General features: G+C 41.6%; 18 protein-coding genes. 13 read left to right on the top strand and 5 right to left on the bottom strand.

Annotated elements, in window-relative coordinates; all coding sequences use genetic code 11:
* The first annotated feature begins 28 nt into the window (after window positions 1-28).
* The 4 genes from prmA to purH all read left to right on the top strand — a co-directional run bounded on the left by prmA (window position 29) and on the right by purH (window position 4,657).
* A complete protein-coding gene (prmA, locus tag ACT3QR_RS00780) occupies window positions 29-955 on the top strand; it encodes a 50S ribosomal protein L11 methyltransferase (protein ID WP_444519501.1) in 927 nt (308 codons plus the stop codon).
* Window positions 956-1,126: 171 nt separating this feature from the next.
* Complete coding sequence (locus ACT3QR_RS00775) at window positions 1,127-2,389, top strand: DUF3426 domain-containing protein (RefSeq protein WP_444519500.1); 1,263 nt, start codon at window positions 1,127-1,129, stop codon at window positions 2,387-2,389.
* Window positions 2,390-2,567: 178 nt separating this feature from the next.
* Window positions 2,568-2,930: a DNA-binding transcriptional regulator Fis gene (fis, locus tag ACT3QR_RS00770; RefSeq protein ID WP_444519499.1), complete on the top strand. Its 363-nt coding sequence runs from the start codon at window positions 2,568-2,570 to the stop codon at window positions 2,928-2,930.
* Between the two features lie 146 nt (window positions 2,931-3,076).
* Window positions 3,077-4,657 (top strand): bifunctional phosphoribosylaminoimidazolecarboxamide formyltransferase/IMP cyclohydrolase, encoded by a 1,581-nt coding sequence (gene purH / locus ACT3QR_RS00765; protein WP_444519498.1) that lies wholly within the window; start codon window positions 3,077-3,079, stop codon window positions 4,655-4,657.
* 176 nt (window positions 4,658-4,833) lie between these two features.
* On the opposite strand, the gene ACT3QR_RS00760 is transcribed toward purH, so the two are convergent.
* Entirely contained in the window at window positions 4,834-6,708 is a 1,875-nt protein-coding gene (locus ACT3QR_RS00760; RefSeq protein WP_444519497.1) for a SurA N-terminal domain-containing protein, read from the bottom strand.
* Window positions 6,709-7,059: 351 nt separating this feature from the next.
* Window positions 7,060-7,332, bottom strand: coding sequence for an HU family DNA-binding protein (locus ACT3QR_RS00755; protein WP_045445077.1), 273 nt, complete (start codon window positions 7,330-7,332; stop codon window positions 7,060-7,062).
* Between the two features lie 525 nt (window positions 7,333-7,857).
* Here ACT3QR_RS00755 and ACT3QR_RS00750 point away from each other — a divergent pair.
* The 8 genes from ACT3QR_RS00750 to fdx all read left to right on the top strand — a co-directional run bounded on the left by ACT3QR_RS00750 (window position 7,858) and on the right by fdx (window position 15,010).
* Window positions 7,858-8,502, top strand: coding sequence for a hypothetical protein (locus ACT3QR_RS00750; RefSeq protein WP_444519496.1), 645 nt, complete (start codon window positions 7,858-7,860; stop codon window positions 8,500-8,502).
* Window positions 8,503-8,897: 395 nt separating this feature from the next.
* On the top strand, window positions 8,898-9,407 hold the full coding sequence (locus ACT3QR_RS00745) for an Rrf2 family transcriptional regulator (RefSeq protein ID WP_444519495.1): 510 nt from the start codon (window positions 8,898-8,900) through the stop codon (window positions 9,405-9,407).
* On the top strand, window positions 9,404-10,630 hold the full coding sequence (locus tag ACT3QR_RS00740; protein ID WP_444519494.1) for an IscS subfamily cysteine desulfurase: 1,227 nt from the start codon (window positions 9,404-9,406) through the stop codon (window positions 10,628-10,630). The genes ACT3QR_RS00745 and ACT3QR_RS00740 overlap by 4 nt, the downstream gene beginning before the upstream one ends.
* 154 nt (window positions 10,631-10,784) lie before the next feature.
* Window positions 10,785-11,195: a Fe-S cluster assembly scaffold IscU gene (gene iscU / locus ACT3QR_RS00735; RefSeq protein ID WP_444519493.1), complete on the top strand. Its 411-nt coding sequence runs from the start codon at window positions 10,785-10,787 to the stop codon at window positions 11,193-11,195.
* A gap of 232 nt (window positions 11,196-11,427) precedes the next feature.
* Window positions 11,428-11,748 (top strand): iron-sulfur cluster assembly protein IscA, encoded by a 321-nt coding sequence (gene iscA / locus ACT3QR_RS00730; protein ID WP_021814983.1) that lies wholly within the window; start codon window positions 11,428-11,430, stop codon window positions 11,746-11,748.
* A gap of 174 nt (window positions 11,749-11,922) precedes the next feature.
* Window positions 11,923-12,504 carry a Fe-S protein assembly co-chaperone HscB gene (gene hscB, locus ACT3QR_RS00725; protein WP_444519492.1) on the top strand — a complete coding sequence of 194 codons (582 nt, stop codon included), beginning with the start codon at window positions 11,923-11,925 and terminating at the stop codon, window positions 12,502-12,504.
* Between the two features lie 200 nt (window positions 12,505-12,704).
* On the top strand, window positions 12,705-14,585 hold the full coding sequence (gene hscA / locus ACT3QR_RS00720; RefSeq protein ID WP_444519491.1) for a Fe-S protein assembly chaperone HscA: 1,881 nt from the start codon (window positions 12,705-12,707) through the stop codon (window positions 14,583-14,585).
* Window positions 14,586-14,671: 86 nt separating this feature from the next.
* Entirely contained in the window at window positions 14,672-15,010 is a 339-nt protein-coding gene (gene fdx, locus ACT3QR_RS00715) for an ISC system 2Fe-2S type ferredoxin (protein ID WP_444519490.1), read from the top strand.
* Window positions 15,011-15,229: 219 nt separating this feature from the next.
* Here the strand turns inward: fdx and ACT3QR_RS00710 are convergent, their stop codons facing one another.
* The 3 genes from ACT3QR_RS00710 to mfd all read right to left on the bottom strand — a co-directional run bounded on the left by ACT3QR_RS00710 (window position 15,230) and on the right by mfd (window position 21,193).
* Window positions 15,230-16,654 carry an adenylate/guanylate cyclase domain-containing protein gene (locus ACT3QR_RS00710; RefSeq protein ID WP_444519489.1) on the bottom strand — a complete coding sequence of 475 codons (1,425 nt, stop codon included), beginning with the start codon at window positions 16,652-16,654 and terminating at the stop codon, window positions 15,230-15,232.
* Between the two features lie 305 nt (window positions 16,655-16,959).
* Window positions 16,960-17,394, bottom strand: a complete 435-nt coding sequence (locus tag ACT3QR_RS00705) for an HIT domain-containing protein (protein WP_444519488.1) — start codon at window positions 17,392-17,394, stop codon at window positions 16,960-16,962.
* Window positions 17,395-17,545: 151 nt separating this feature from the next.
* A complete protein-coding gene (gene mfd, locus ACT3QR_RS00700) occupies window positions 17,546-21,193 on the bottom strand; it encodes a transcription-repair coupling factor (RefSeq protein ID WP_444519487.1) in 3,648 nt (1,215 codons plus the stop codon).
* 366 nt (window positions 21,194-21,559) lie between these two features.
* Here mfd and ACT3QR_RS00695 point away from each other — a divergent pair, with 366 nt between their 5' ends.
* Window positions 21,560-23,194: a BCCT family transporter gene (locus ACT3QR_RS00695; RefSeq protein ID WP_444519486.1), complete on the top strand. Its 1,635-nt coding sequence runs from the start codon at window positions 21,560-21,562 to the stop codon at window positions 23,192-23,194.
* The last annotated feature ends 100 nt before the right edge of the window (window positions 23,195-23,294 follow it).

Raw genomic sequence — 23,294 nt, 5'->3', positions numbered from 1 at the left:
TTTTTTATTTCCGCTTAAGGTTAATTTTATGGCATGGCAACAACTGCATTTACAATGTGAAAAATCAAACGTCGACTTGGCTGAAGCGCTTTTACTAGAGGCAGGTGCATTGTCAATAGCTTTAGACGATGCTGGCGATCAACCTCTATTTGAGCCACTTCCAGGTGAATCACCACTTTGGGATGAGGTGATACTAACAGGATTATTTGATGCAACTACAGATGCTGGTAGTCGTCAAGCAGTTGAGCAATTAAGTCATGAAATCGCTGCACAAGTACAGGCTACTCGTATCTGGCTAACGGCTGTTGATGACAAGGACTGGGAGCGCGAATGGATGAGTAATTACCATCCTATCGAATGTGCTAATGACTTATGGATCATACCTAACTGGATAACGCCACCCAATTCTGAAGCCACTAATATCATTATGGATCCGGGCTTAGCATTTGGTACTGGTTATCATGCTACGACTCGACTATGCCTAGACTGGCTAACAGAGCAAGACCTAACGGACAAAGTGGTCATCGATTATGGTTGTGGTTCAGGCATTTTAGGTATTGCTGCTTTGCTATTAGGTGCGCGTCAGGTGTATGCGGTCGATATTGACCCACAAGCAGTACTTGCTACCAATCAAAATGCGATACGCAACAATGTAGGTGATCGTCTGCAGGCATTCTTACCAGAAGAATTCACAGATTATTGCTCGAAAAATGATGTTTTGCCTGTCGAGATCATCGTTGCTAATATTTTGGCAAAGCCACTTATTGGTTTAGCACCTTACTTTGCCACACTAATTGCGCCTAAGGGCCGTATCGTATTGGCAGGCTTGATTGAATCGCAAACTGAGCAAGTAACTGAGGCTTATCAGCCTTATTTTTCACTTGATCCAAAACATGCTTTTACTGCACAAGAAGACCAACACTGGCAGCGTTTATCAGGTACGTTTACTAGCTAGCAACATTTAATTACATCTGTTACGATAGCAGGTAGTCAAATATTATGCATTTGACACCACTCTGTCATTGCCCATAATTCATTTAAATTGAAAATTATAAAGAGTATTGTGGGCAACAATTGGTGAGTGGCTAAACGGTATTGATAGCCATACTTTTTTGGATTTACCTTTATGACCACGCCAATAAAAACCCAATGCCCCCATTGCCAAAACTGCTATAGCGTCAAACAAACTCAACTGAACCAAGTCAATGCTACCATTAGCTGCGATCGTTGCCAGCAAAGCTTTTTGGTCAATAAACATCTTGTGGTAAATTCTGATGTCATACACAAGCCTGCACTCAAGACGAGCGTCCCCAACAAAAAAGCAGCTCAAAACCAACCAATACCGAACGAACAAAAAGCGAATACTAGTAGCAATCAGTATAAACCTCAAAATGTGACGAATACCTCCACATCTTCACTTCATAAGAAAAAATCATCTGATACTTTGATTCGTGACGACTTAATCTATGATGATATGGATATAGATGAACCAGAAGAAAATATTCAAGAGTATGACTCACTAGATAGTATGAGCGCATGGTTATCCCAGCCAAATGATGCCGGTTCTAGCATAGCAATAAAAGAAAAAACCAAAGACCCTTCCTCTAAGAAAATAGATAAAAACAGTCATCTGTCAGCAAAAAGAACATCTACAAATACAACAGCAGCATCCCCAGCAACGCAGGACATACTCAGCTCGGCAGCAGCCAACGATATTCATGCAAACGTTGACACTACTGATGATAATTCATGGCTACAAAAACTGTTAGAGGAACAAAATCAGCCCGAAGAATCACCATCAGATGACACAGATTTATCACAACTTCTATCTGATATGGGAGTACCCATTAAAGAGGAAGATTCTGCTACTGAAGAACGTTTAAGAAAAACACCGCTGCCGTTTGCTCCAACTCCAACAACACGTTCAATTGCGTCATTATTGTGGATACTAGGTTGTTTGGTTTTAGCACTCCTACTCGCGGCACAGTATGTTATTTTTAACTTAGAAAACTTAGTCAAAAACCCAGCCCATGCTAAGCGTCTCCAATCAATATGCTCTGTTGCTGCTTGCAGTTTACCCAGTGCGGACTTATCAACGCTTACCATCAGCAATATCCGTCACAAAAGCAGTCAGATTAAAACTGCTGATACGTTTAGCGATATAAGCGCTACTTTAAGCAATGAAAGCATGCAATCACAACTGTATCCAAGTATAAAAATAAGCGTTTACGGTAGAGACCATATCATTGGAGAATTCGTTACAGATCCAAACGATTATTTATTAGGAAAGCAAAGTCAGTTAGCTGCCAATACAGATAGGCAGTTATTATTCACTGTCCCTGTGTCTAGTGCTCAGATTCAAGAAGTCACGATGACTGCTCTTTATTGATTTAGGGCGTCGTACATAGACGGGTGTAAGTAGGAAATATACTGTAAATACATTTTCAATTAGATCGTGATAGCCAAGATAACGATGAATCTGTCAGCGCTAAGCAATATTAATTTGATATACTATGGTTCTAATCTCTTATAATCAGACTTCTTCTTCATTTCAAGGATTTTATTTTATGGCACCTCACGCACAGCATAATGCCAATCATTTTGCTAAAAGCTCTGAGCATCTTGCCGATTATAATAAAGACGAATACCAATCTTCTACGCACGACTTTGATTTTGCTGCACAGAATCATACAAGTAGTGCACAGCAACCATTGCGAGTTCATGTAGAACGTGTGGTGCGTCAATACTTTGCGATGCTAGGAGATGAGATGCCTACTGATTTATACGAGCTGGTTTTAAAGCAAATCGAAGAACCTCTCTTATCTGTCGTGTTAGAAAAAACAAGAGGCAATCAAACCAAATGTGCTCAAATATTAGGTTTAAACCGAGGCACTTTGCGCAAAAAAATGAAAACCTATGATTTAATGTAGCATTACTATATGAGCTTACCCATCATTGACTGTCATTATTTATGGCAATCAAACGTTCGTCGCTTTATCTATCATGATACGGCATACAGTTGTCATCATCACCTTGCCAGACGTTTACGTCAGGCTTTTTTTATGGAAGATTTCTTATGAGTACAACCCCACTTGCCCTACTATCGGTTTCCGATAAGTCTAATATCGTCGAGTTTGCTCAAGGCCTTCTCAAAGCAGGTTTTGGTTTATTATCTACGGGCGGTACTTATCGCTTGCTCACAGAAAACAACGTCGACGTGACTGAAGTATCAGATTACACAGGCTTTCCTGAAATGATGGATGGCCGTGTTAAAACGCTGCATCCTAAGATCCACGGTGGTATTTTAGGACGCCGCGGTACAGATGATGCAGTAATGAGTGATCATGCGATTGAACGTATCGACTTGGTCGTCGTGAACTTATATCCGTTTGCTGAAACTATCGCGCGTGCTGACGTGACTATGAACGACGCTATCGAAAACATCGATATTGGTGGTCCTACCATGGTTCGTTCAGCAGCGAAAAACCACGCACATGTAGGTATCGTGACTGATCCAGCTGATTATGACCGTGTACTTAACGCCTTAGATGGTGGTACTGAACTGACAACTGCTTTGCGTTATGACTTGGCAGTAAAAGCTTTTGAGCATACTGCACAGTACGATGGTATGATTGCAAATTTCTTAGGTAGCCGTGTTAACGAAACTCAAGAACCAGAAAACTTCCCACGTACATTCAATGTACAGCTTGAAAAAGCACAAGACCTACGCTACGGCGAAAACCCGCATCAAAACGCAGCTTTCTATACTGAAAACCAGCCTTTGAAAAGCAAACAAGCTTCAATCGCGACAGCTAAACAATTGCAAGGCAAAGCACTGTCTTATAACAATATCGCTGATACTGATGCCGCGCTTGAATGTGTCAAAGCGTTCAGTACCCCTGCTTGTGTAATCGTTAAGCACGCCAACCCTTGCGGCGTCGCAGTTGACAATGATCAAGTAGCTGCTTATAACACTGCTTTTAGCACCGATCCTGAATCATCTTTTGGTGGTATCATCGCATTCAACCGTTCATTGACGCTTGCTGCTGCAAAAGCCATTATTGATAACCAGTTCGTAGAAGTAATCATTGCGCCTAGTATCGAAGACGGTGTACTTGAAGCGACAGCTACTAAGAAAAATGTACGCGTATTGGTATGCGGTGAGCTACCAGCCCCAGATCAGCGTGATAATCAGCTTGACTATAAGCGTGTCAACGGTGGCCTGCTGGTACAAGAGCAAGATCTTGGCTTAATCACTGCCAATGACCTAAAGATCGTCACTGACGTACAACCTACTGAAGCACAAATTGCCGACCTGCTATTTAGCTGGAACGTAGCAAAATACGTCAAATCTAATGCCATTGTCTATGCAAAAGGCCAACGCACTATCGGTGTTGGTGCAGGCCAAATGAGCCGTGTTAACTCAGCACGTATTGCGGCTATTAAGGCAGAACATGCTGGATTAGCGACTGAAGGCGCTGTTATGGCATCAGATGCGTTCTTCCCTTTCCGTGATGGCATTGATAACGCTGCTGAAGTAGGCATCTCTGCTATCATTCAGCCAGGTGGCTCTATGCGCGATGACGAAACTATTGCTGCTGCTAATGAACACGGTATCGCAATGGTATTCACTGGCATGCGTCATTTCCGCCACTAAATAATTACATGTTAATTTAAGGCTGGTATTAGTAGCAGTAACAAACATAAGTACTGCTACTGATTTTCAGTCTATATGAAGTTCGTGATAATTATTGTTAAAAAATCCCCACAAAAAAGCCACCGTATCCATTGATACAGTGGCTTTTTAAACATCTAAAATAATTTAGCAAACACTTATCGACCTTGTGCATTTGCCATGTTGCTTTCATTAATCTCAACCGTATACACCAAACGTAGATAGTCCAAATAATCTTGCAACTGATCTTGACCTAAGTTGTCACGAATGATACTGGCCGTTTGTGCTCTTTGTGCGTCAGACAACGACGATTGCTGCTCGGTCTTAATACGATTTCCAACCAATAGCGTTGCACCCGTCTCAGTTTCGCTAGCAATTGCGACGACACTATCAGCAGCAGCCTGCTGGCTAAATGCCAATCCACGCTCTTTGTCTGTTAGCTGTGTCGTTTGACGGTTGATCTCACCCAGTGCTTGGAAGCTTACCGACTGCTTACTAATATCAGCTGGCGTTTTGATACCAGCGGCTATTGCTTTGGCGTCGTTTAGTGCTAATGCCGTCGCTTTCTGCTGGCGTAGTATTTGGGTGATTCTTGGTGTTGCATTTGCTAAAGTAAGCGTCTTAGTAGGACGATAGTTACTTGGTTGCACCCATACAGTTCCATTACCCACTTCGATACCAGCAGTCACTGCTTGATCCTGAATGGTGAATTCATCAAAGGCTTGCTTGATCACTGCTGGTTGTGACAGTGCCGATTGATTATTCTCTTTGCGATAATCTTTCAAACGTTTCAATGTCACATTCTCTTGTTGAGCAATGTCTTCAATACTAAAACCATCTGCCGCCATGTCATTAATGGCCGTCACTTTATCGGCATACATCTCTTGACGCTTATAATCTGTTGCTTTTGCTGTCAGTTCATCACGCATACTATCTAGCGTCGGTGCTTTGTTGCCATTGTCTTCTGTTACAGTAAATATCTGATAGCCAAAGCTGGTCTTGATAGGCGCGGTTACATCACCAACACTCAACCCTTCTAGTGCGGCTTGTACCGTATCTGCATCACTGCCAAAAACTGATGGATTGAAGCGACCGATACCACCACCTGTCTCACCTGATGGATCATCTGACTCTGCTTTAGCTACGGCTGTAAAAGACTCTCCTTTATCTAGGCGAGCTTTAACATTTTCTGCTCTTGCTTTAGCATTATCACCTGTTAATAAGATTTGACTAATTTGACGCTCATCAACGATGGCTTGTTCTTGCTTATAAGCTTCATATTGCTGCTGCAGCTCTTCTGTTGTAACGTCAGTTACTTGAATGGTTTGAGGGCTCAGTTGTAAATAAGCCAAATCAACCATTGCCGCACTTTTTAGTGTGTCTTTGTTGGCATCGTAATAAGATTGAATGTCTGCTTTACTGAGCTTAACCTTGTCAGCATAATCCTGCCAATTAAAGCGATGCACCCAAACGTTGCGTGACTCAAGCTGTAAATCAATTAATTGACTAACCGCTTGCATAGGATAGACAGCCGTACCAACGATACTGGCATTTAATTGATCCAAGCTCAACTGGTTGCGAAATTCTGCAAACAATTGGTTTTTGGTCATGCCGCGCTGACGCAAAAAGTTCGAAAACTGATCGTTTGAGAAGTTACCGTCTGCGTCTTGGAATATTTCCTCTTGGCGCAACAAACGATTGATCGTGTCATCAGAAACTGTCATGCCAAGCTTGCCTGCTTGCTGCTCCAACAACGTACGATCGATGAGACCCTTTAATACTTGCTCATGAAGCACATCTTCATTCAATAAGCTGGCATCTTCGACCTGCTCTAACACTTCAGAACGACGGCTATTGACAGCAGTTTGATACTCGGACAGTCCTACACTTGAGTCACCTACCTGTGCAATCTGGTTAGGATCGACGTGACTGCCAAAATAGCTTTCGACACCCAAGAGAGCGAGCGGCGATAGGCATAAAATCAATAAAATGCGACCTGGCCAGCTTTTTAAGAAATCGCGCAATTTATCCATAGTTATCTCTGCTTTATTAACCTATATTGATGAAAAACCATTGTAATACTGCTAGGAGCTGTTAAGTGCAACCTGCCAATATCAGTGCTATCTAAGCTGGCAATGGTAAGAGTAAGAGCGTATGCATTTTATAGTAAAAAACAAATTTTATTAAAGAAATACGACTTAAATGACATACCTATCGCGCGCCCTATGATACGTGATTTTTCATCTATACTCAAAATATTCACGGCGCATGATACAAACTATAGCGATAAAAAAAGCACCTAAATATTAGGTGCTCTCTTCGATGGCTGTCTGCTTAACTCAGCTATAGTCCACCGACTATCATTCTACGCTAAAAAAAGCGGCTTAGTTTAAGCGCTCTTTTAAGTTTTTACCAGCTTTGAAGCTTGGTACTTTGCTTGCTGGAATGCTTAGTTCTTCGCCAGTCTTGGGGTTACGACCAGTGCGTGCTTTGCGATCTTTCACACTGAAAGTACCAAAGCCAACTAATGAGATGCTGTCGCCAGCTTCTAGCGCTTCGCCAACACTTTCCATAACAGCGTTTAATGCATCACCAGCTTGGGTTTTATTTAGACCACTTTTGTCTGCGATGCTATCAATTAATTCTGACTTATTCATAAAATTTCCTTCAAGTTTAAGGGGATAATAAATGCTCACACCAAGTATTGTAACGCTCTCATGGTGCTTACGCAATAAAAACTACCTAACTGGCGCACTAGCAGGTTCTTCTTTGTTATCGTCTTTATATCAAGGCAGCATAAGGAGCGCAAGCGATTTTACATATTTTTGTGCTCTATACTACGTATTTGACACCTAATGTTACGCAAAGCGTTAAGAATTTCTCATATAAGCTAATTTACATCACTGAGGCGATGGGGTTTACTATCGTCTATGCCATTGAGCATTTGATAGTTGGCGCCTATGCATTGTTATTCGTTATGTTTGTATACTACTGGTCATAAATAAGAGTGTCTTTATTGACTGCTAAATTGTAATGTAATAGTTTAGCCACTACAGAAACTAGCGTTACTTTTTATTATAAAGACGTTACTATAAGCGAAATATCACTGCAAATCCTAGGCGAATACAGACTTCTGTTTGCTAAAAATATAAAATTTGCTAAATAAAAAACGGATTATTTACATGAAGCGTTCTACGTTGTCTCACTCTTTTCTTAATATCATTCTAGTATTTATCGAGTCGGCGCTGACATTGCTGTTACGTTTGGATCCTGAATTGCGTAAAGCCGCTTATCCACTTGCCAAGCAAGGTACTGTGGTGGCGCTTCGCTTGTATTTACCACATGTAGAAGTGTTCGCTACTTTTAATACCAAGGGCGTACTACTGGATGCTCAACTGCCAATTGGCCGTAGTGAGCCTGACGTGGTTATTAATGCCTATAGCATACAAGTTATTAACGCTATCACTACTCATGATAGCGAAACGACTGAAAAGTTACAGATGCGCGGTGAATCGATTCAAGTACAATTGGTTAAACAGTTTATTATGCAACTTGGGCTTGCCAGCCTAATCCAAGGTCTAATCAAAAAAATAAAAGGTGATAAAACTAAAACCAAACCTACAGAAGCTGATTTGGAAGAAAAAAAGAACAACTATAAACTTCGTATCAAAGAGCAGCAGACGCAGATTAATACCCTGACCATCAAGAATCGTAAACTTGAAACAACCGTAAAAGAGCTTCAGAGCAAGCAAAAAACGTTAATGATTGTCACTATCATTGCACTCGTTGTTATGATCGGTTCAGTCGTCGCCCTATTGATGAATTAGTCTTGGCTCGTTGTATTACCTACAAATAAGCGTTCAATGTCTTCAATAGATATTGAACGCTTATTTTTTACTTTGTTAAGTGTGTCTGTAGCACAAAAATCAAGCTGCCCATGTATCCCTCACATATCTTTTCTAAACATCATTGTTTTTATCAATTATAGCAATAAGCTTGATTAACCATTGAACCACACTTTAATCTTGACTAAATTACTCGGGATTAAGTATAATTACCTTAATCGTTGCACACATCGGGTTAATCATCTGTTGTTCAATAGCGATAAAACAAAACTTAGCTGATGTATTATTGATTACTCTTTTTATTTTATGAGTGCTCATGCAAACTCTTGGCTAAAATCGTTGTTAAACATAAATGACATCAAGTTTGGAGATAACACATGCGTTTGACTACTCGGGGCAGATACGCTGTTACCGCATTATTAGATTTGGCATTGCAGACTAGCCAACAAGACAGTGCTGTATCGCTATCCGATATCGCCAAGCGGCAATCTATTTCTATCTCATATCTTGAGCAGTTATTTTCTAAACTTCGTAAACGTGGTCTTGTCACGAGTATTCGCGGTGCTGCAGGTGGTTATCATCTGGCTAAACCATTGAATGAGATAGATGTAATGAGCATCATATCTGCGGTTGATGAGTCGGTAAACGCGATGCAATGTGAAGGGCGCGGTGATTGTCAAGGTGGTACAATGTGCCTAACTCACGATCTGTGGTGTGCACTATCAAACCATATCGAACAGTACTTGAAAAATATAACATTAGCGCAATTATTAGATATGGAAAACGTGCAGTCAGTATCAGATCGTCAGCACACCTCTACACAAGATATTTCCATAAAAGACATTAATACTATTACTCTATCGAACAGCGAGGCAAACCCAGCATGAGCCAACATAACAACCTTATATACTTAGATTATGCCGCCACTACCCCAGTTGCTAAATCAGTAGCTACTAAGATGAGCGAGTATTTGACTGTAGATGGTGTCTTTGGTAACCCAGCTTCACGCTCACATGGTTACGGCTGGCAAGCAGAAGAAGCAGTAGAAACTGCTCGCGGTCAAGTTGCTGAAGTCATTAACGCTGATCCACGCGAAATCGTCTTTACTTCTGGTGCAACTGAGTCTGACAACCTAGCTATTAAAGGTGCAGCACATTTTTATCAGTCTCGTGGTAAGCATATCATTACCAGTAAAATTGAGCACAAAGCGGTACTAGATACCTGCCGCGAGCTTGAACAAGAAGGTTTTGAAATTACTTATCTTGAGCCGCAGCCAAGCACAGGTCTTATCTTGCCAGAGCAAGTAAAAGAAGCACTGCGTGATGATACGATTTTAGTATCACTTATGATGGTGAATAATGAGCTTGGTACTATTACTGATGTTGCCGCAATTGGCGAAATCACTCGCGAAGCTGGCGTGGTTTTCCATGTTGATGGCGCGCAGGCTGTTGGTAAAGTAAAAATCAATCTTGAAGAAATGAAAATTGATTTGATGAGTTTCTCGGGCCATAAAGCATACGGTCCTAAAGGTATTGGCGCATTGTTTGTTCGTCGTAAGCCGCGCATTCGCTTAAAAGCTGAGCAACATGGCGGTGGTCATGAGCGCGGTATGCGTTCAGGTACTTTGCCAACGCATCAGATCGTTGGTCTAGGAGCAGCATTTGCTTTAGCTAATGAGCGTTATGAAGAAGACCATGCACATGCAGCCAAACTACGTCAAAGACTTTGGGATGGCCTGCAAGACATCGAAGAGATTTATCTAAACGGCGATCTTGAGAATAGCGTGCCAAACATTGTAAATATCAGCTTTAACTTTGTTGAAGGCGAGTCATTGATGATGTCGCTTAAAGACTTAGCGGTATCATCAGGTTCAGCCTGTACATCAGCGACGCTTGAGCCATCATATGTACTACGTGCAATTGGTCGCCCAGACGAATTGGCACATAGCTCAATCCGCTTTAGCTTTGGCCGTTATACCACTGACGAAGATATTGACACTGTTATCAAACAGATGCATGAAGCCGTTGATAAACTACGTGCCTTATCACCACTTTGGGATATGTATCAAGAAGGTGTTGATTTAAACTCAGTTGAATGGGCTGAGCATTAATTTCTAGTATAATTTTTTAGTATAGCTAGCAACATATATTTATTACACAATTGATCAGACAGTTAAATTAAGCGTTTGACCCCAATTATCGATGAGTAGTTAAACATTTAAAGTTGATAAACGACTACTCATCATCTAACTAGGAGAAAACCCCATGGCCTATAGTGACCAAGTTATTGATCATTACGAAAACCCACGCAACGTTGGTAATCTTGACAAAAGCGCCAAAAACGTTGGTACCGGTATGGTCGGCGCCCCAGCATGTGGCGATGTAATGCGTCTACAAATCCAAGTCGATGACAACGGTATTATCGAAGATGCGCGTTTCAAGACTTATGGCTGCGGTTCAGCAATTGCTTCAAGCTCGCTTGTTACTGAGTGGCTAAAAGGCAAGAGCTTGGATCAAGCTGGCGAAATCAAGAACAATGATATTGCTCAAGAACTGGCTTTACCACCAGTAAAAGTACATTGCTCTGTACTTGCAGAAGACGCCATTAAAGCCGCTATTAGCGACTATAAAGGTAAGCATGGCGCAGCAACTCCAGCAGAAGAAGCTGCGATCTAAGTTAAGCTAAGCTAAGCCTACTAGCATATGCGCTACGTTGTATTAGCAACGCTAAAGTAGCGATATATAATCGCTACTGACGCTAAAGAGGTGACAATGACACTTATGTAATTGTCACCTTTTGTTTTCTGATAGTTGCAAGCCTATCGTTTTGGCAATCTTATAATTATGACTGCCATTTTATCTATATTTTTTTATTGATGTTTATGATTAATAGTCAATGGGAGTTGGCATGATTGAAATGACAGAACGCGCCGCTCAGCATGTTCGAGACTTTTTGGACAATCGCGGCAAAGGCGAAGGCATTCGAGTTGGTATCCGTACAGCGGGTTGCTCAGGCTTGGCTTATGTTTTAGAGTTTGTAGATACCCCTGATGAAAATGACACGCGTTATGAGAGTCGCGGCGTTAGCATCTTTATTGATCCCAAAAGCCTAGTGTATTTAGATGGCTTGTTGATGGATTACGAAAAAGAAGGTCTAAACGAAGGCTTCAAATTCACCAACCCTAACCAAAAAGGTGAATGTGGTTGCGGTGAGTCTTTTACAGTTTAATTGTTTGATAATTGAAAGCTGATCGTTTATGTTCAAATAATTTTTCATACGAACAGTGTATTATCTCTACTACAACTATGAAGAATGGTTAATTTAGTTACTTCATCAAGCGACTCAGATATTCTTAGCTAGGCAATGACTTTAAAAACAAATAAAAAAGAAAGGCATTAGATTATGACAGACATCACTTCAGAACCACAGTTTGATAACTTCTTTGCCCTATTTGAGCAGCCTGTACAATTTGAGATCAATCAAAACAGCCTAGATCAACGTTTGCGCCTACTACAGAAACGCTATCATCCTGATAATGTTGCTAAGAAACAGACTGACATGGTTCAAGCACAGTTACAGTCTGAAAAAGCATCAGCTCTAATCAATCAAGCGTATCAAACTCTAAGCGCCCCTGATAGCCGTGCCGGTTATTTGTTAGACATGGCGGATCAAGCACAAAATATAGAGCATTCAATCGCAGATTTGGACTTCTTGGAAGATGCGATGCAGATGCGTATGGACCTAGATGATGCTATCGAAGACAAAGACCTTCCGGCCTTGCAGCAACTACATCCTCAAATTACAGATCGTCTAGTAAATCAATCAGAACGCTTTAATAACGCTTATCAAAATCAAGATTGGCAAACAGCGATTGATGCGACACAGAAACTAAAATTTTTAGTTAAGCTAAATGCTGATGTGACGACTGGGCTTGATGACGTTGCAAATTCATCGCATTCAGATGACGATGACCTGTATGTCTAAACATCTGTAATTATATCTCTCACTACCAAGCCAAATTCTATATATTTGGTTAAAATAGTGACCGTGATACCATATAGTCTTTGAGTTTAAGCGCATCAGACTGTCAGAATCTTTATTCTATGGAGTGAGATTACAGACGCTAAGCTCTCGCACTGCATATGCTCCAATTTACTTATTCATTTTATCTCTGAGTTATCCTTATGTCTTTAATGCAAATTGCTGAACCCAATCAAAGCGCTCAACCTCACCAACATAAATTTGGCTTGGGCATCGACCTTGGTACTACACGCTCGTTGGTTGCGGTAGTGCGTTCAGGTAAGGCACAAGTCTTAGAGGCAGACGCAGCGACAGATACGTTATTGCCGTCTGTTGTCTATTATCCAGCTACTGGCACGCCATTAGTTGGCTATGATGCCCTAGCGCATTTAGCGGATGATCCAAAAAATACGATCGTCTCGGCTAAGCGTTTTATGGGTCGTAGCCAAGCTGATATTAAGTTCTCTCATCCTTATGAGTTGTCTGGCAGCAAAGATGATATGCCTGCCTTTGTTACGGCACAAGGCGAGGTTTCTCCTGTTGCAGTATCAGCGCATATCTTAGCCGCTCTTGAACAACGTGCAGCGAGTGCCTTACCTGCAGATAGTATTGAAGGTGCTGTGATTACAGTTCCAGCTTATTTTGATGAGGCACAGCGCCAAGCAACCAAAGATGCTGCTCAGGCAGCGGGTATCAATGTACTTCGCTTGTTGAATGAACCAACTGCTGCTGCAGTTGCTTATGGGCTCGACCAATCATCAGAAGACAGTAAAAAAGAGAGCTATTACTTAATTTATGATTTGGGCGGTGGTACGTTTGATGTCTCTATTTTAAAGCTTACTGATGGTGTCTTTGAAGTATTGGCAACGGGTGGTAATAGCGCACTAGGCGGTGATGATATTGATCGTCTTATTACCAATTGGATCATTAAACAATTAAGTATCGATCCAAAAGACGTAAGTCTGCATGACAAGTCAATATTAGCTCAGCAAGCCAAAGCCTATAAGCAAGCATTGACTGATACTGAACAAGTGGATATTAGTGTTACTATCAATGGACAGTCTTACCAAGGTGTATTAAGCCGTACAGATGTATTAGCTATCGTAGAGCCTGTTAGTCGCCGTACGCTAAGTGTATGTGAACAAGTCCTACGTGATGCCAAGCTATCTACTACAGATTTAGATGAAGTTATATTAGTGGGCGGTTCGACTCGTATGCCTGCAGTACAGGAAGTCGTGACTGAATTTTTCGCTAAACAGCCACTTTGTCGTTTGAATCCAGATGAGGTTGTTGCTCTAGGTGCTGCCCAGACTGCTCATCAATTGGTTAATGGTGATAGTGACAACAATTTACTGTTATTAGACGTGACACCGTTATCGCTAGGTCTTGAGACGATGGGTGGTTTGGTCGAAGTACTGATTCCGCGCAACACGCCTATCCCTGTGAAAAAACGTCAAGTGTTTACCACTTATCAAGATGGTCAAACAGGTATGGTGATTCACGTGGTGCAAGGTGAGCGTGAAACGGTAGAAAACTGTCGCTCTCTTGGACGTTTTGAGCTGTATGGCATCCCGCCAATGAAAGCTGGGTTTGCTCGTATCGAAGTCACCTTTAGTATTGACGCTAACGGCCAGCTTACTGTTAGTGCACAAGAAACCACGACCAAAACAGAAAGTAAAATCGAGATCGTGCCTTCTTATGGGCTATCAGATGAGCAAAAAGAACAGCTACTTATTTCAGGGTTCAAACACGCAGAAGAAGATAAAGATGCACGCTCTTTGATCGAGACGAAAGTAGAAGCGGAACGCGAAGTACTAGCACTAGAGTCGGCACTAAACGAATTTTCAGCGCTGCTCTCTTCTGATGAGCAGCAATCACTAGCAGAGCATATACAGTCGCTACGTGCATCTCTCAGTACTAATGATTTATCGTTTATTGAAGCAAAGCAGGCACAGCTCAAGCCACATAGTGATGCCTTTGCTGCACGTATCATGAATCAAAGCGTCAAGACCAGCATGGCAGGTACTAGTGCCCAAGACTGGTAACAAATACATCGATATATATAGCTTAGCTAACATATTAAGTTAACTTCTAATATTTTTTAAATTGATTAGCATCGGACAGATAATTTATGCCAAAAGTTACCGTATTACCCCACCACGAAATTTGCCCTGAAGGCGCAGAAGTTGAGCTACAGGCTGGTGAAAACTTATGTAAAGCACTTTTAGAAAAAGGTATTAAAATCGAGCATGCATGCGAGATGTCAAAAGCTTGTACTACATGTCATGTTGTAGTACGTAAAGGTTTCAACAGTTTAGATGAAATGGATGATGTCGAAGCGGATTTACTTGATCGTGCTTGGGGCTTAGAACCTGATTCACGTTTGTCTTGTCAGGTTATGCTTGATGATAAAGATTTAACCATCGAAGTACCTAAATATACGCTTAATCATGCCAAAGAAAACCATTAGATATTGGTAACACTTCCAGTTATGACTAAAAAGGCCAGCTATCTGATAGCGGGTCTTTTTTATATAAGATTTTAAGATATCGCCCCTAAGATGTTCACCTAGAGTTTGTTTAATTCAAAACAGATATAAATCGGCTGAGTACAAAGTTCAGACTCGATACTTTAACTAAAGTTTACGCAGACTCTTTTCCATAAAATTTGGCTGCACAGAGCAAAGTGCTTATTTGCGATTAGAGTCTTCACGTTTACTTTCTACAGCTGTACTCGTTACTATTTTTTCTTCTTCTTGCTCTATGCGCTCCAGCGCAAAATTTAAGCGAGCTCTAATGTCTTGATAATCATTGTCTTTCATATCTTTAAAATTCAAATGCAAATTGAAACCGGGTAATGTGTGGTCGACCCATTTAGACAGATGACCAGATGTATCGGTGCTAGGATCAAATACTTGCCACGCGTTAACTTTCTCGTCCAGACCTTTTAAGCAAAGCGCTGCAACGTGTGCGCATTCATAGTTGTGGCATATATAGTCGTAAGTGCTTTCGCTGACCAATATCTGATCTTTACCAGCACAAGCCTCAAGTCTAGAAGCTAAATTAGCTTCTTTACCAATAATTGTATAACTAAGCCGACTATTGCTACCAAAATTACCGACGTGACAATATCCAGTTGTAATTCCGATACGTATATATAAACCTTCAAAACCCATTAATCGCCATTTCTGGCGCAGAGTACGCATCTCACGACGCATATCAATTGCCATCGCAACACAATCTAGCGCATCTTGACGCGAGCCGCGGCTATTCGGTTCACCGAAGAAACATACCATGCCATCACCAATGAACTTATCCAGCACTGCGCCATGTTTATCAGCAATCGACGTCATGCAATGCATATAAGTATTGAGAATATCTGCCAAATTATCAGAACTTAGACTATCAGAAAGTTCGGTAAAGCCAACGATATCTGAAAACATGATAGTTATTTTTGCACGTTTATTAGAAACCTTAACTGGGCTATCTGATTTGACAATAGGCTCCCAGATTTGTGGTGGCACAAATCGAGTCAGTTTATTGATCACTGAGACCATTGTTCTTACACGGCCTTTAGCTTTATATGCAGAGGCTTTATAACCAGTATATTCTTGGTACATGCGTCGAAACTGGCAAAGGATAACGGTCATACTACTTAACATTACCATAGGTGGTAACCAACCATTTGCACAGTCCAGCTCATTGCTACTTAGGATAGTACTGACATAATAGAAAATAATGGCAGTCACTAGAGCTACTGCAATCAACCTCAATTGATTGTCAGGGCGACTAAAAATAATACGAATGCCAATTAGAGACACCAAGCTGAGCGATATAACAGTACAGAACTGTAACGTTCCAATGACAACCGACAATAGAATGATGACAATACTAGATGTCCAAAAACTGGTTTGGCGTCGATAGTTATAAATTAAAATCATCAAACTTGGCAGGGTAACAATGACTAGAAGCGCCATGGCTGGTGGGCGAAACTCAAAATGCAGTGCAAGCAGTATAACGGTGAGTATTAGAACAAACACTTCAGGATAATCGAATCGACAAGTTTGACCTGCCTTTAACGGCGTCAACGATTTGAACGTCTCTGAGAGAGGCATATGAAGTTCACTTAAATGATTCGAATGATACGAGAGAGACGGATAAAGTACACTAACACATGTGTATTATTTGCCTTTATGATGAGTTACCATAAGATATATTTAATAATATATTATACTTTCGAAATAAGTTAAAGCATAGGCCATTGGTTACTAAAAAGCGACCTTTTGTCCAGTTTACCTTCTCCCTTACAATTTTTTTCAAATTTAATTAAAAAAGGCCAGATACTTCTAAGTATCTGGCCTTCTCTTTTATATATACGATTAGCAATCAATCTATTTCTATTAAAGATAGAATAGATTGATTATACCATTTGCCAATCAAACGGCATTTGATGATGACCACGTAGCGCCATCATTAATGTTTGCTGCATCTGCGCCAATACTTCCTTCGTATATGGAACAGCTGGCACACCCCATACTGGGTTTGGCCATTGCATGTCATTTTGATAACGGACAATATGATGAAAATGAAGCTGTGGCACCTGGTTACCAAGAGCGGCCACATTCATTTTATCAGCCTGAAAAGTCTTAGCTAACTGACTCGATAACCAGCTCGACTCTCGTAAGAACTGCGTTTGATCAGCTTCAGATAATTCATACAGCTCTTTGATACCTGATACACGTGGCACTAATATAAGCCAAGGAAATTGGCAGTCATTGATTAAACGACAAGTGGATAATGGAAAATCCCCCACTAAAAAACTATCAGCAGCAAGTTTATGATGAAGTTGGAACATAATGACGGTTCTCTTGTTGTTTAATGCAAATAAGAATACAGAAAGTTAAAAACTTAGTTTGGCTATTTTATCAGTTATCTGGTTGATAAAATAGCGCCATGATTTATTGGCTTATAGCAACTACCTAGCCTGCTTTATATCGAGCTATGTATTAAGTAGACTCTGTCACCATATGCTCACTAAAATAGCGCAACAGTTCTTGTATGACCGTCACGCGCTGCTGCGGTGTGGCCAGTTTATCCGCATTCTGATAACGAATACCAGCTGCGCCATTCATACGATAATGCTGACCATTTGATTGGATCAACTTAATAATAGCTAACGCATCAACTGGGGTATCTGGCGCAAACTCTAACGTCATACTACTACTATTGGCATCAATTTTATTGATTTTCAGTGGCTCTGCTTGTAAACGTAATCCATGAATGGCAAATAACTGCTTGGTTTGATCTGGTAGTGTCCCGAAGCGGTCAATCATCTCCGTACGAATATCCGTTAAGGCTTCTTTATCATCGGTATTACTAATACGCTTATAGAACAATAAACGCTGATGCACATCGTGTAGATACTCCTCTGGGATGAGGGCGGAACTGTGTAGATTGATTTCACTGGTGAGCGATAACGGTGTATTTAGATCAGGCTCTTTACCAGCTTTAATGGCCTTAGTCGCACGCTCCAGCATATCCATATACAAGCTGAAGCCAATCGCTTGCATATTACCACTTTGTTGCTTACCCAATATTTCCCCTGCACCGCGAATCTCCAAATCTTCACTTGCCAGCATAAACCCTGCACCCAGAGTATTGGCCCGTTCAATCGCATGTAAACGTCGCTTGGCATCACCTTTAAGGCCTTTTAGAGAAGGCACTAATAAATAACAATATGCTTGGTGATGACTACGTCCAACTCGACCACGCAGCTGATGTAATTGCGCAAGACCAAACTTATCAGCGCGCTCAATAATGATCGTATTGGCATTGGGTACATCAATACCCGTCTCGATAATGGTAGAGCAAACCAACACATTGAATTTTTTATGATAGAACTGCTGCATGATCTGCTCAAGCTGACGCTCTTGCATTTGTCCATGAGCAACGCCTACGCGAGCTTCTGGCACTAGGTCACGAATAGTCTCTGCCATGCGCTCAATACTGGCAACATCATTATGTAGTAGATACACTTGACCACCACGTAAAAGCTCACGCAATATGGCTTCTTTCATCAATGCTTCTGTCTTTTGCATCACAAAAGTCTTGATAGCGAGGCGACGTGCAGGTGGTGTGGCGATAATCGACATATCACGCATGCCTGATAGCGCCATATTGAGCGTTCTAGGAATTGGCGTCGCTGTCATAGACATGCTATCGACATCTGTCTGGATGGCCTTGATACGCTCTTTATGGCGCACGCCAAAGCGATGTTCTTCATCGACAATCATCAGACCCAAATTAGAAAATTTCACATCTGGTTGTAGCAGTTTATGAGTACCAATGACAATGTCCACTTTACCAGCAGTCAAATCCGCCAATACTGTTTCTTGATGTTTTTTACCACCAAAGCGCGACAAGCTCTCGATACGAACTGGCCAATCGGCAAAACGGTCGCGGAAGTTGTCTTCATGCTGACCGGCAAGCAATGTTGTAGGTACTAATACAGCAACCTGATAACCAGCACTAACAGCAATAAAGGCAGCACGCATCGCTACTTCTGTTTTGCCAAAACCAACATCGCCGCAAATAAGACGATCCATCGGTTGGTTTTGTCTCATATCTTCTATCACGGCATGAATGGCATTGGCTTGGTCAGCGGTTTCTTCAAAGGCAAACTGACTGGCAAATAGCTCATACTGCGATGGATCTATTTTGAAATGAATACCAACTTTGGCCTCACGTCTTGCCTGCATATTAAGCAGTTCTGCAGCAACGTCATGAATTTGCTCTAACGCCTTTTGCTTAGCTTTATCCCATTTGCCACTACCAATCTTATGCAGTGGCGCTAAGGCTGGATCGCCGCCACTATAGCGGCTAATCATTTGCAAATTGGCGACTGGCACATAGATACTAGCATCATCGGAATACTTTAAATGAATAAACTCTTGCTCGCCATCGCCGACATCCAAAGTAATCAAGCCATTGTAACGACCAATACCATGCTCGATATGCACTACTGGACTACCATCTGTTATTTCAGTGACGCTCTTGACCAAGAACTCTTCTGACACACCGCTCTGACGACGACGGCGCGTCTGCAAGACTTGACGACCAAACAGCTGTGTTTCGCTAATCAATACTAAGCGTTCAGATACATAGACACCACGTTCGATTGGTGCCACGGTCAAACCAACATGCGGTAGATGACTGTTATTGATAACCCTAGCTTTATCTGCGGCTAAAAATGCCTCAAAGCTATCATACGCCTTGATATCAATCTTGCTCTTAAACAGTTCAATGAGAATCTCACGACGGCCTGCGGTCTCTGCAACAATCAGTACGGGTGTTGAAGTTTTTGACTGCGTATCCAAAAAGTCGAGCAATTCGGATAATGGTTCAGACTTTTGATGATTGACTGCTAATTGCGGCGGCTCTTGTGCCTTGATTGTAACTAACCCTTGTTGCTTATTCTGAGCCACCTCATCACGAGCACTTAATATTACTCGTGGATACTGGTTTAGCTGCTCGTTAAGCGCGTTAGATAATAGATACAGCAGTGTTGGATCTACAATAGGCTTGTCAATGTCATGCCGCCGCTCTTCGTAGCGACGCTGAATTTGTGACCAGTAGTCAGCTTGTCTTTCATTAATTAATTCATCGGTGATAAACAATGCATCACTTGGTAAATAAGAGAATAAACTACTCTCCGCCTCCCAATCTTTTAAATTGAAAAATAGCGGTTGATAATATTCAAGCCCACTACTGGCAATTCCTGCCATCACGTCTTTGTGTAGCTCAGATTTGCGGCTACTGGCATTAGGGAACATAGCAGCAAAGTTCGTGCGGAAGGTCTCACGCCCTTCGTCAAGCGGAAACTCTTTTGCAGGCAAGATTTGAAATTGTTCGATAGGCTTAGAGATATCTGGCATCTTATGCAGTAATGACAGCGATTCTTTCGCCATACTGGTATCATTGCCCGTTAACATCGCCTTCAAATCATCGGCAGTCAAGGTGCGCTGTGTTTGAGGATGAAAAAAGCGAATGGTTTCAATTTCATCATCAAACAAATCTAAACGTAGAGGGAACGGCTGACCCATCGCAAAGATATCAATAATACTGCCACGTACTGCAAACTCACCTGGTTCAAAGACATTTTCAACCGCGCGGTAGCCTGCCTTTGCCAATAGCCCACGTTGGGTATTGATATCAAACCGATCGCCAACACTCAAATCAAAATGCTGACCAATTAACCAGCTTGGCGGTGCAACGCGGTGCATAAGGGCTTGTATCGAAATAAGCAACACGCCCGTTTTGGGCATATCCGTCAATAGATTGATACGTTCACTGACGATGTCTTGATGTGGTGACAGCTCATCATAAGTCAGCGTCTCCCAATCAGGAAAAACATAAGCATCGACGCCACAAAATGCCAACTCAGTTTCTATCTGATTAAGTTGGTTTTGGTCGCGTGCAACCACGACCTTTAATCGCTCGGCAACATTCCATAATGGCGTTTGAACCAAGCTTGCCAGCCACAAACTACTGACCGCACCATGGACAGGGGCTAGCCAACGCCGCTCGGCATTTTGGATAGGAAACAACTGCTGGTTAATAGGATCAAACGCGTCAGTCAAAGCAGTGATAGGCATAACAGATAGGATCAGAATTAAGGAATTAGAAAGCTATTATACGAATATTTGAACAATTACCAATACGATTTGACAAAACCAAACAGTTTGTTAGTATGGCACGCTTTTGACCACTATCGTTTTAAGCTCACTTTTTATAGTTAGCATGTGATTATTTCTAGATAAACGTTTACCTATTATCTCCTATAAATACTTCTAAAAGAGTGTCAACTACTCAGTAATTTGTACTCTTTATAACATTGTAAAAGCATTTTTACATTACCTAAAAACTAAAGCTTGTAGCTGCCAAAAACTATTGATTATCAATGAATAGTCGATACTTTGACGGTGTCCAGCTCAGCTAACTCATCAGGAGATTCGTCACCTATGAACGAGCAAAAACAGATCCCAAAGCATCTTCTCGAAAAGTTTCGCCGCAGACTCTATACCACTGAGCATAAAACTGGTGAAAACAACACTGAAATATTGGGTTTAGATTTACACAGACCTGTATTCTTCTTTACCGCTATTGCCGTTATTGGCTTTGTATTGTTTGCATTATTACTACCCAATATAGCTAACTCTTGGCTCAATGGTACCCAAAATTGGGTGGTCAATAGTTTTGACTGGCTGTTTATCAGCACAGCTAATATCATGGTAATATTTAGTCTGATATTGATTGTATCCCCCTATGGCAGCATCCGAATTGGCGGTATAAACGCCAAACCTGACTTCAATCGGCGCTCATGGCTCTCAATGCTATTCGCAGCTGGTATGGGCATCGGCCTTATGTTTTGGAGTGTGGCTGAGCCGTTAGCTTATGCAAGCGGTTGGGCAGGTACACCACTTGGTGTAGCAGCAGACAGCCCTGAAGCTTACCGTGCAGCTATGGGTGCAACCATGTATCACTGGGGTTTACACCCTTGGGGTATCTATGCAGTAGTTGGTTTATCATTGGCCCTATTCGCTTATAATTTCCGCTTCCCATTGACCATGCGCTCCGTATTCTATCCTATTTTTAAAGAAAAAACGTGGGGGTTACCTGGCCATATTATCGATATATTGGCCGTACTAGCGACGATATTTGGTTTAGCGACTTCATTAGGTTTGGGTGCCCAACAAGCAGCCAGCGGGCTTAATTACCTGTTTGGTTGGGATTTTGCGGGTAATTCGCTTGAGATTGTCATTATAGTTGTCGTCACTGCTCTTGCCACCATATCAGTGGCTCGTGGTCTTGATGGCGGGGTCAAGCTGTTGAGTAACGTTAATATGTTGGTCGCCTTGGCGTTACTACTGTTTGTATTTTGCGTTGGCAACTCACTCGGACTACTGAGCAAAATCGGTAACACAGTCGTTGATTATGCCACTTATATTATTCCCTTATCTAATCCTGTAGACCGCAGTGATGGTGACTTCTTTCATGGTTGGACCGTGTTTTATTGGGCATGGTGGATCAGCTGGTCGCCATTTGTAGGTATGTTTATTGCTCGTATTTCAAAAGGTCGTACGGTACGTGAATTTATTACCTCGGTAATGTTAGCCCCTACGCTTGTGACCATCGTCTGGATGACGGTGTTTGGACAGTCAGGATTGAGCCAATATGATAACCAAGTTGGTGAGCTGGCAGGAGGGGTTAGTGATGCTTCCTTAACCTTGTTTCAGATGTTAGCAAATCTTCCTCTAGGAACCATTACCTCTTTAATTGCTATTATTCTAGTGATGGTATTTTTTGTGACTTCATCGGACTCAGGCTCTTTGGTAGTTGATACGATTACAGCAGGTGGTAAGCTTGAAGCTTCCATATACCAGCGTGTATTTTGGGCTGTTGCTCAAGGTCTTATTGCTATTGCGCTTCTTTATGGCGGCGGCGCACAAGCTCTAAAAACCATTCAAGCAGGTGCGGTAAGTACAGGCTTACCTTTTACTTCGGTATTGATCGTAATGTGTATCAGCTTATGGCTTGGCTTACGTAGGATTTATAAGGCGCGAGAGCAAATGCTCTCGGAGCTTGAAAAATACTAACGAATTGCTGATTTTTGATCTAAAAAACCCAGTTCTGTCATAGAACTGGGTTTTATGTTTATAGTCGTTTGTAATATAGACTTGATTATAGTTATATTAA

Origin of the sequence: Psychrobacter sp. AOP7-B1-25, assembly GCF_052376195.1 — a bacterium.
In the GTDB taxonomy this organism is placed as follows: Bacteria; Pseudomonadota; Gammaproteobacteria; order Pseudomonadales; family Moraxellaceae; genus Psychrobacter.
The sequence above is the reverse complement of the archived record's forward strand: the minus strand, read 5'-3'. Positions and strand labels throughout refer to the sequence as shown.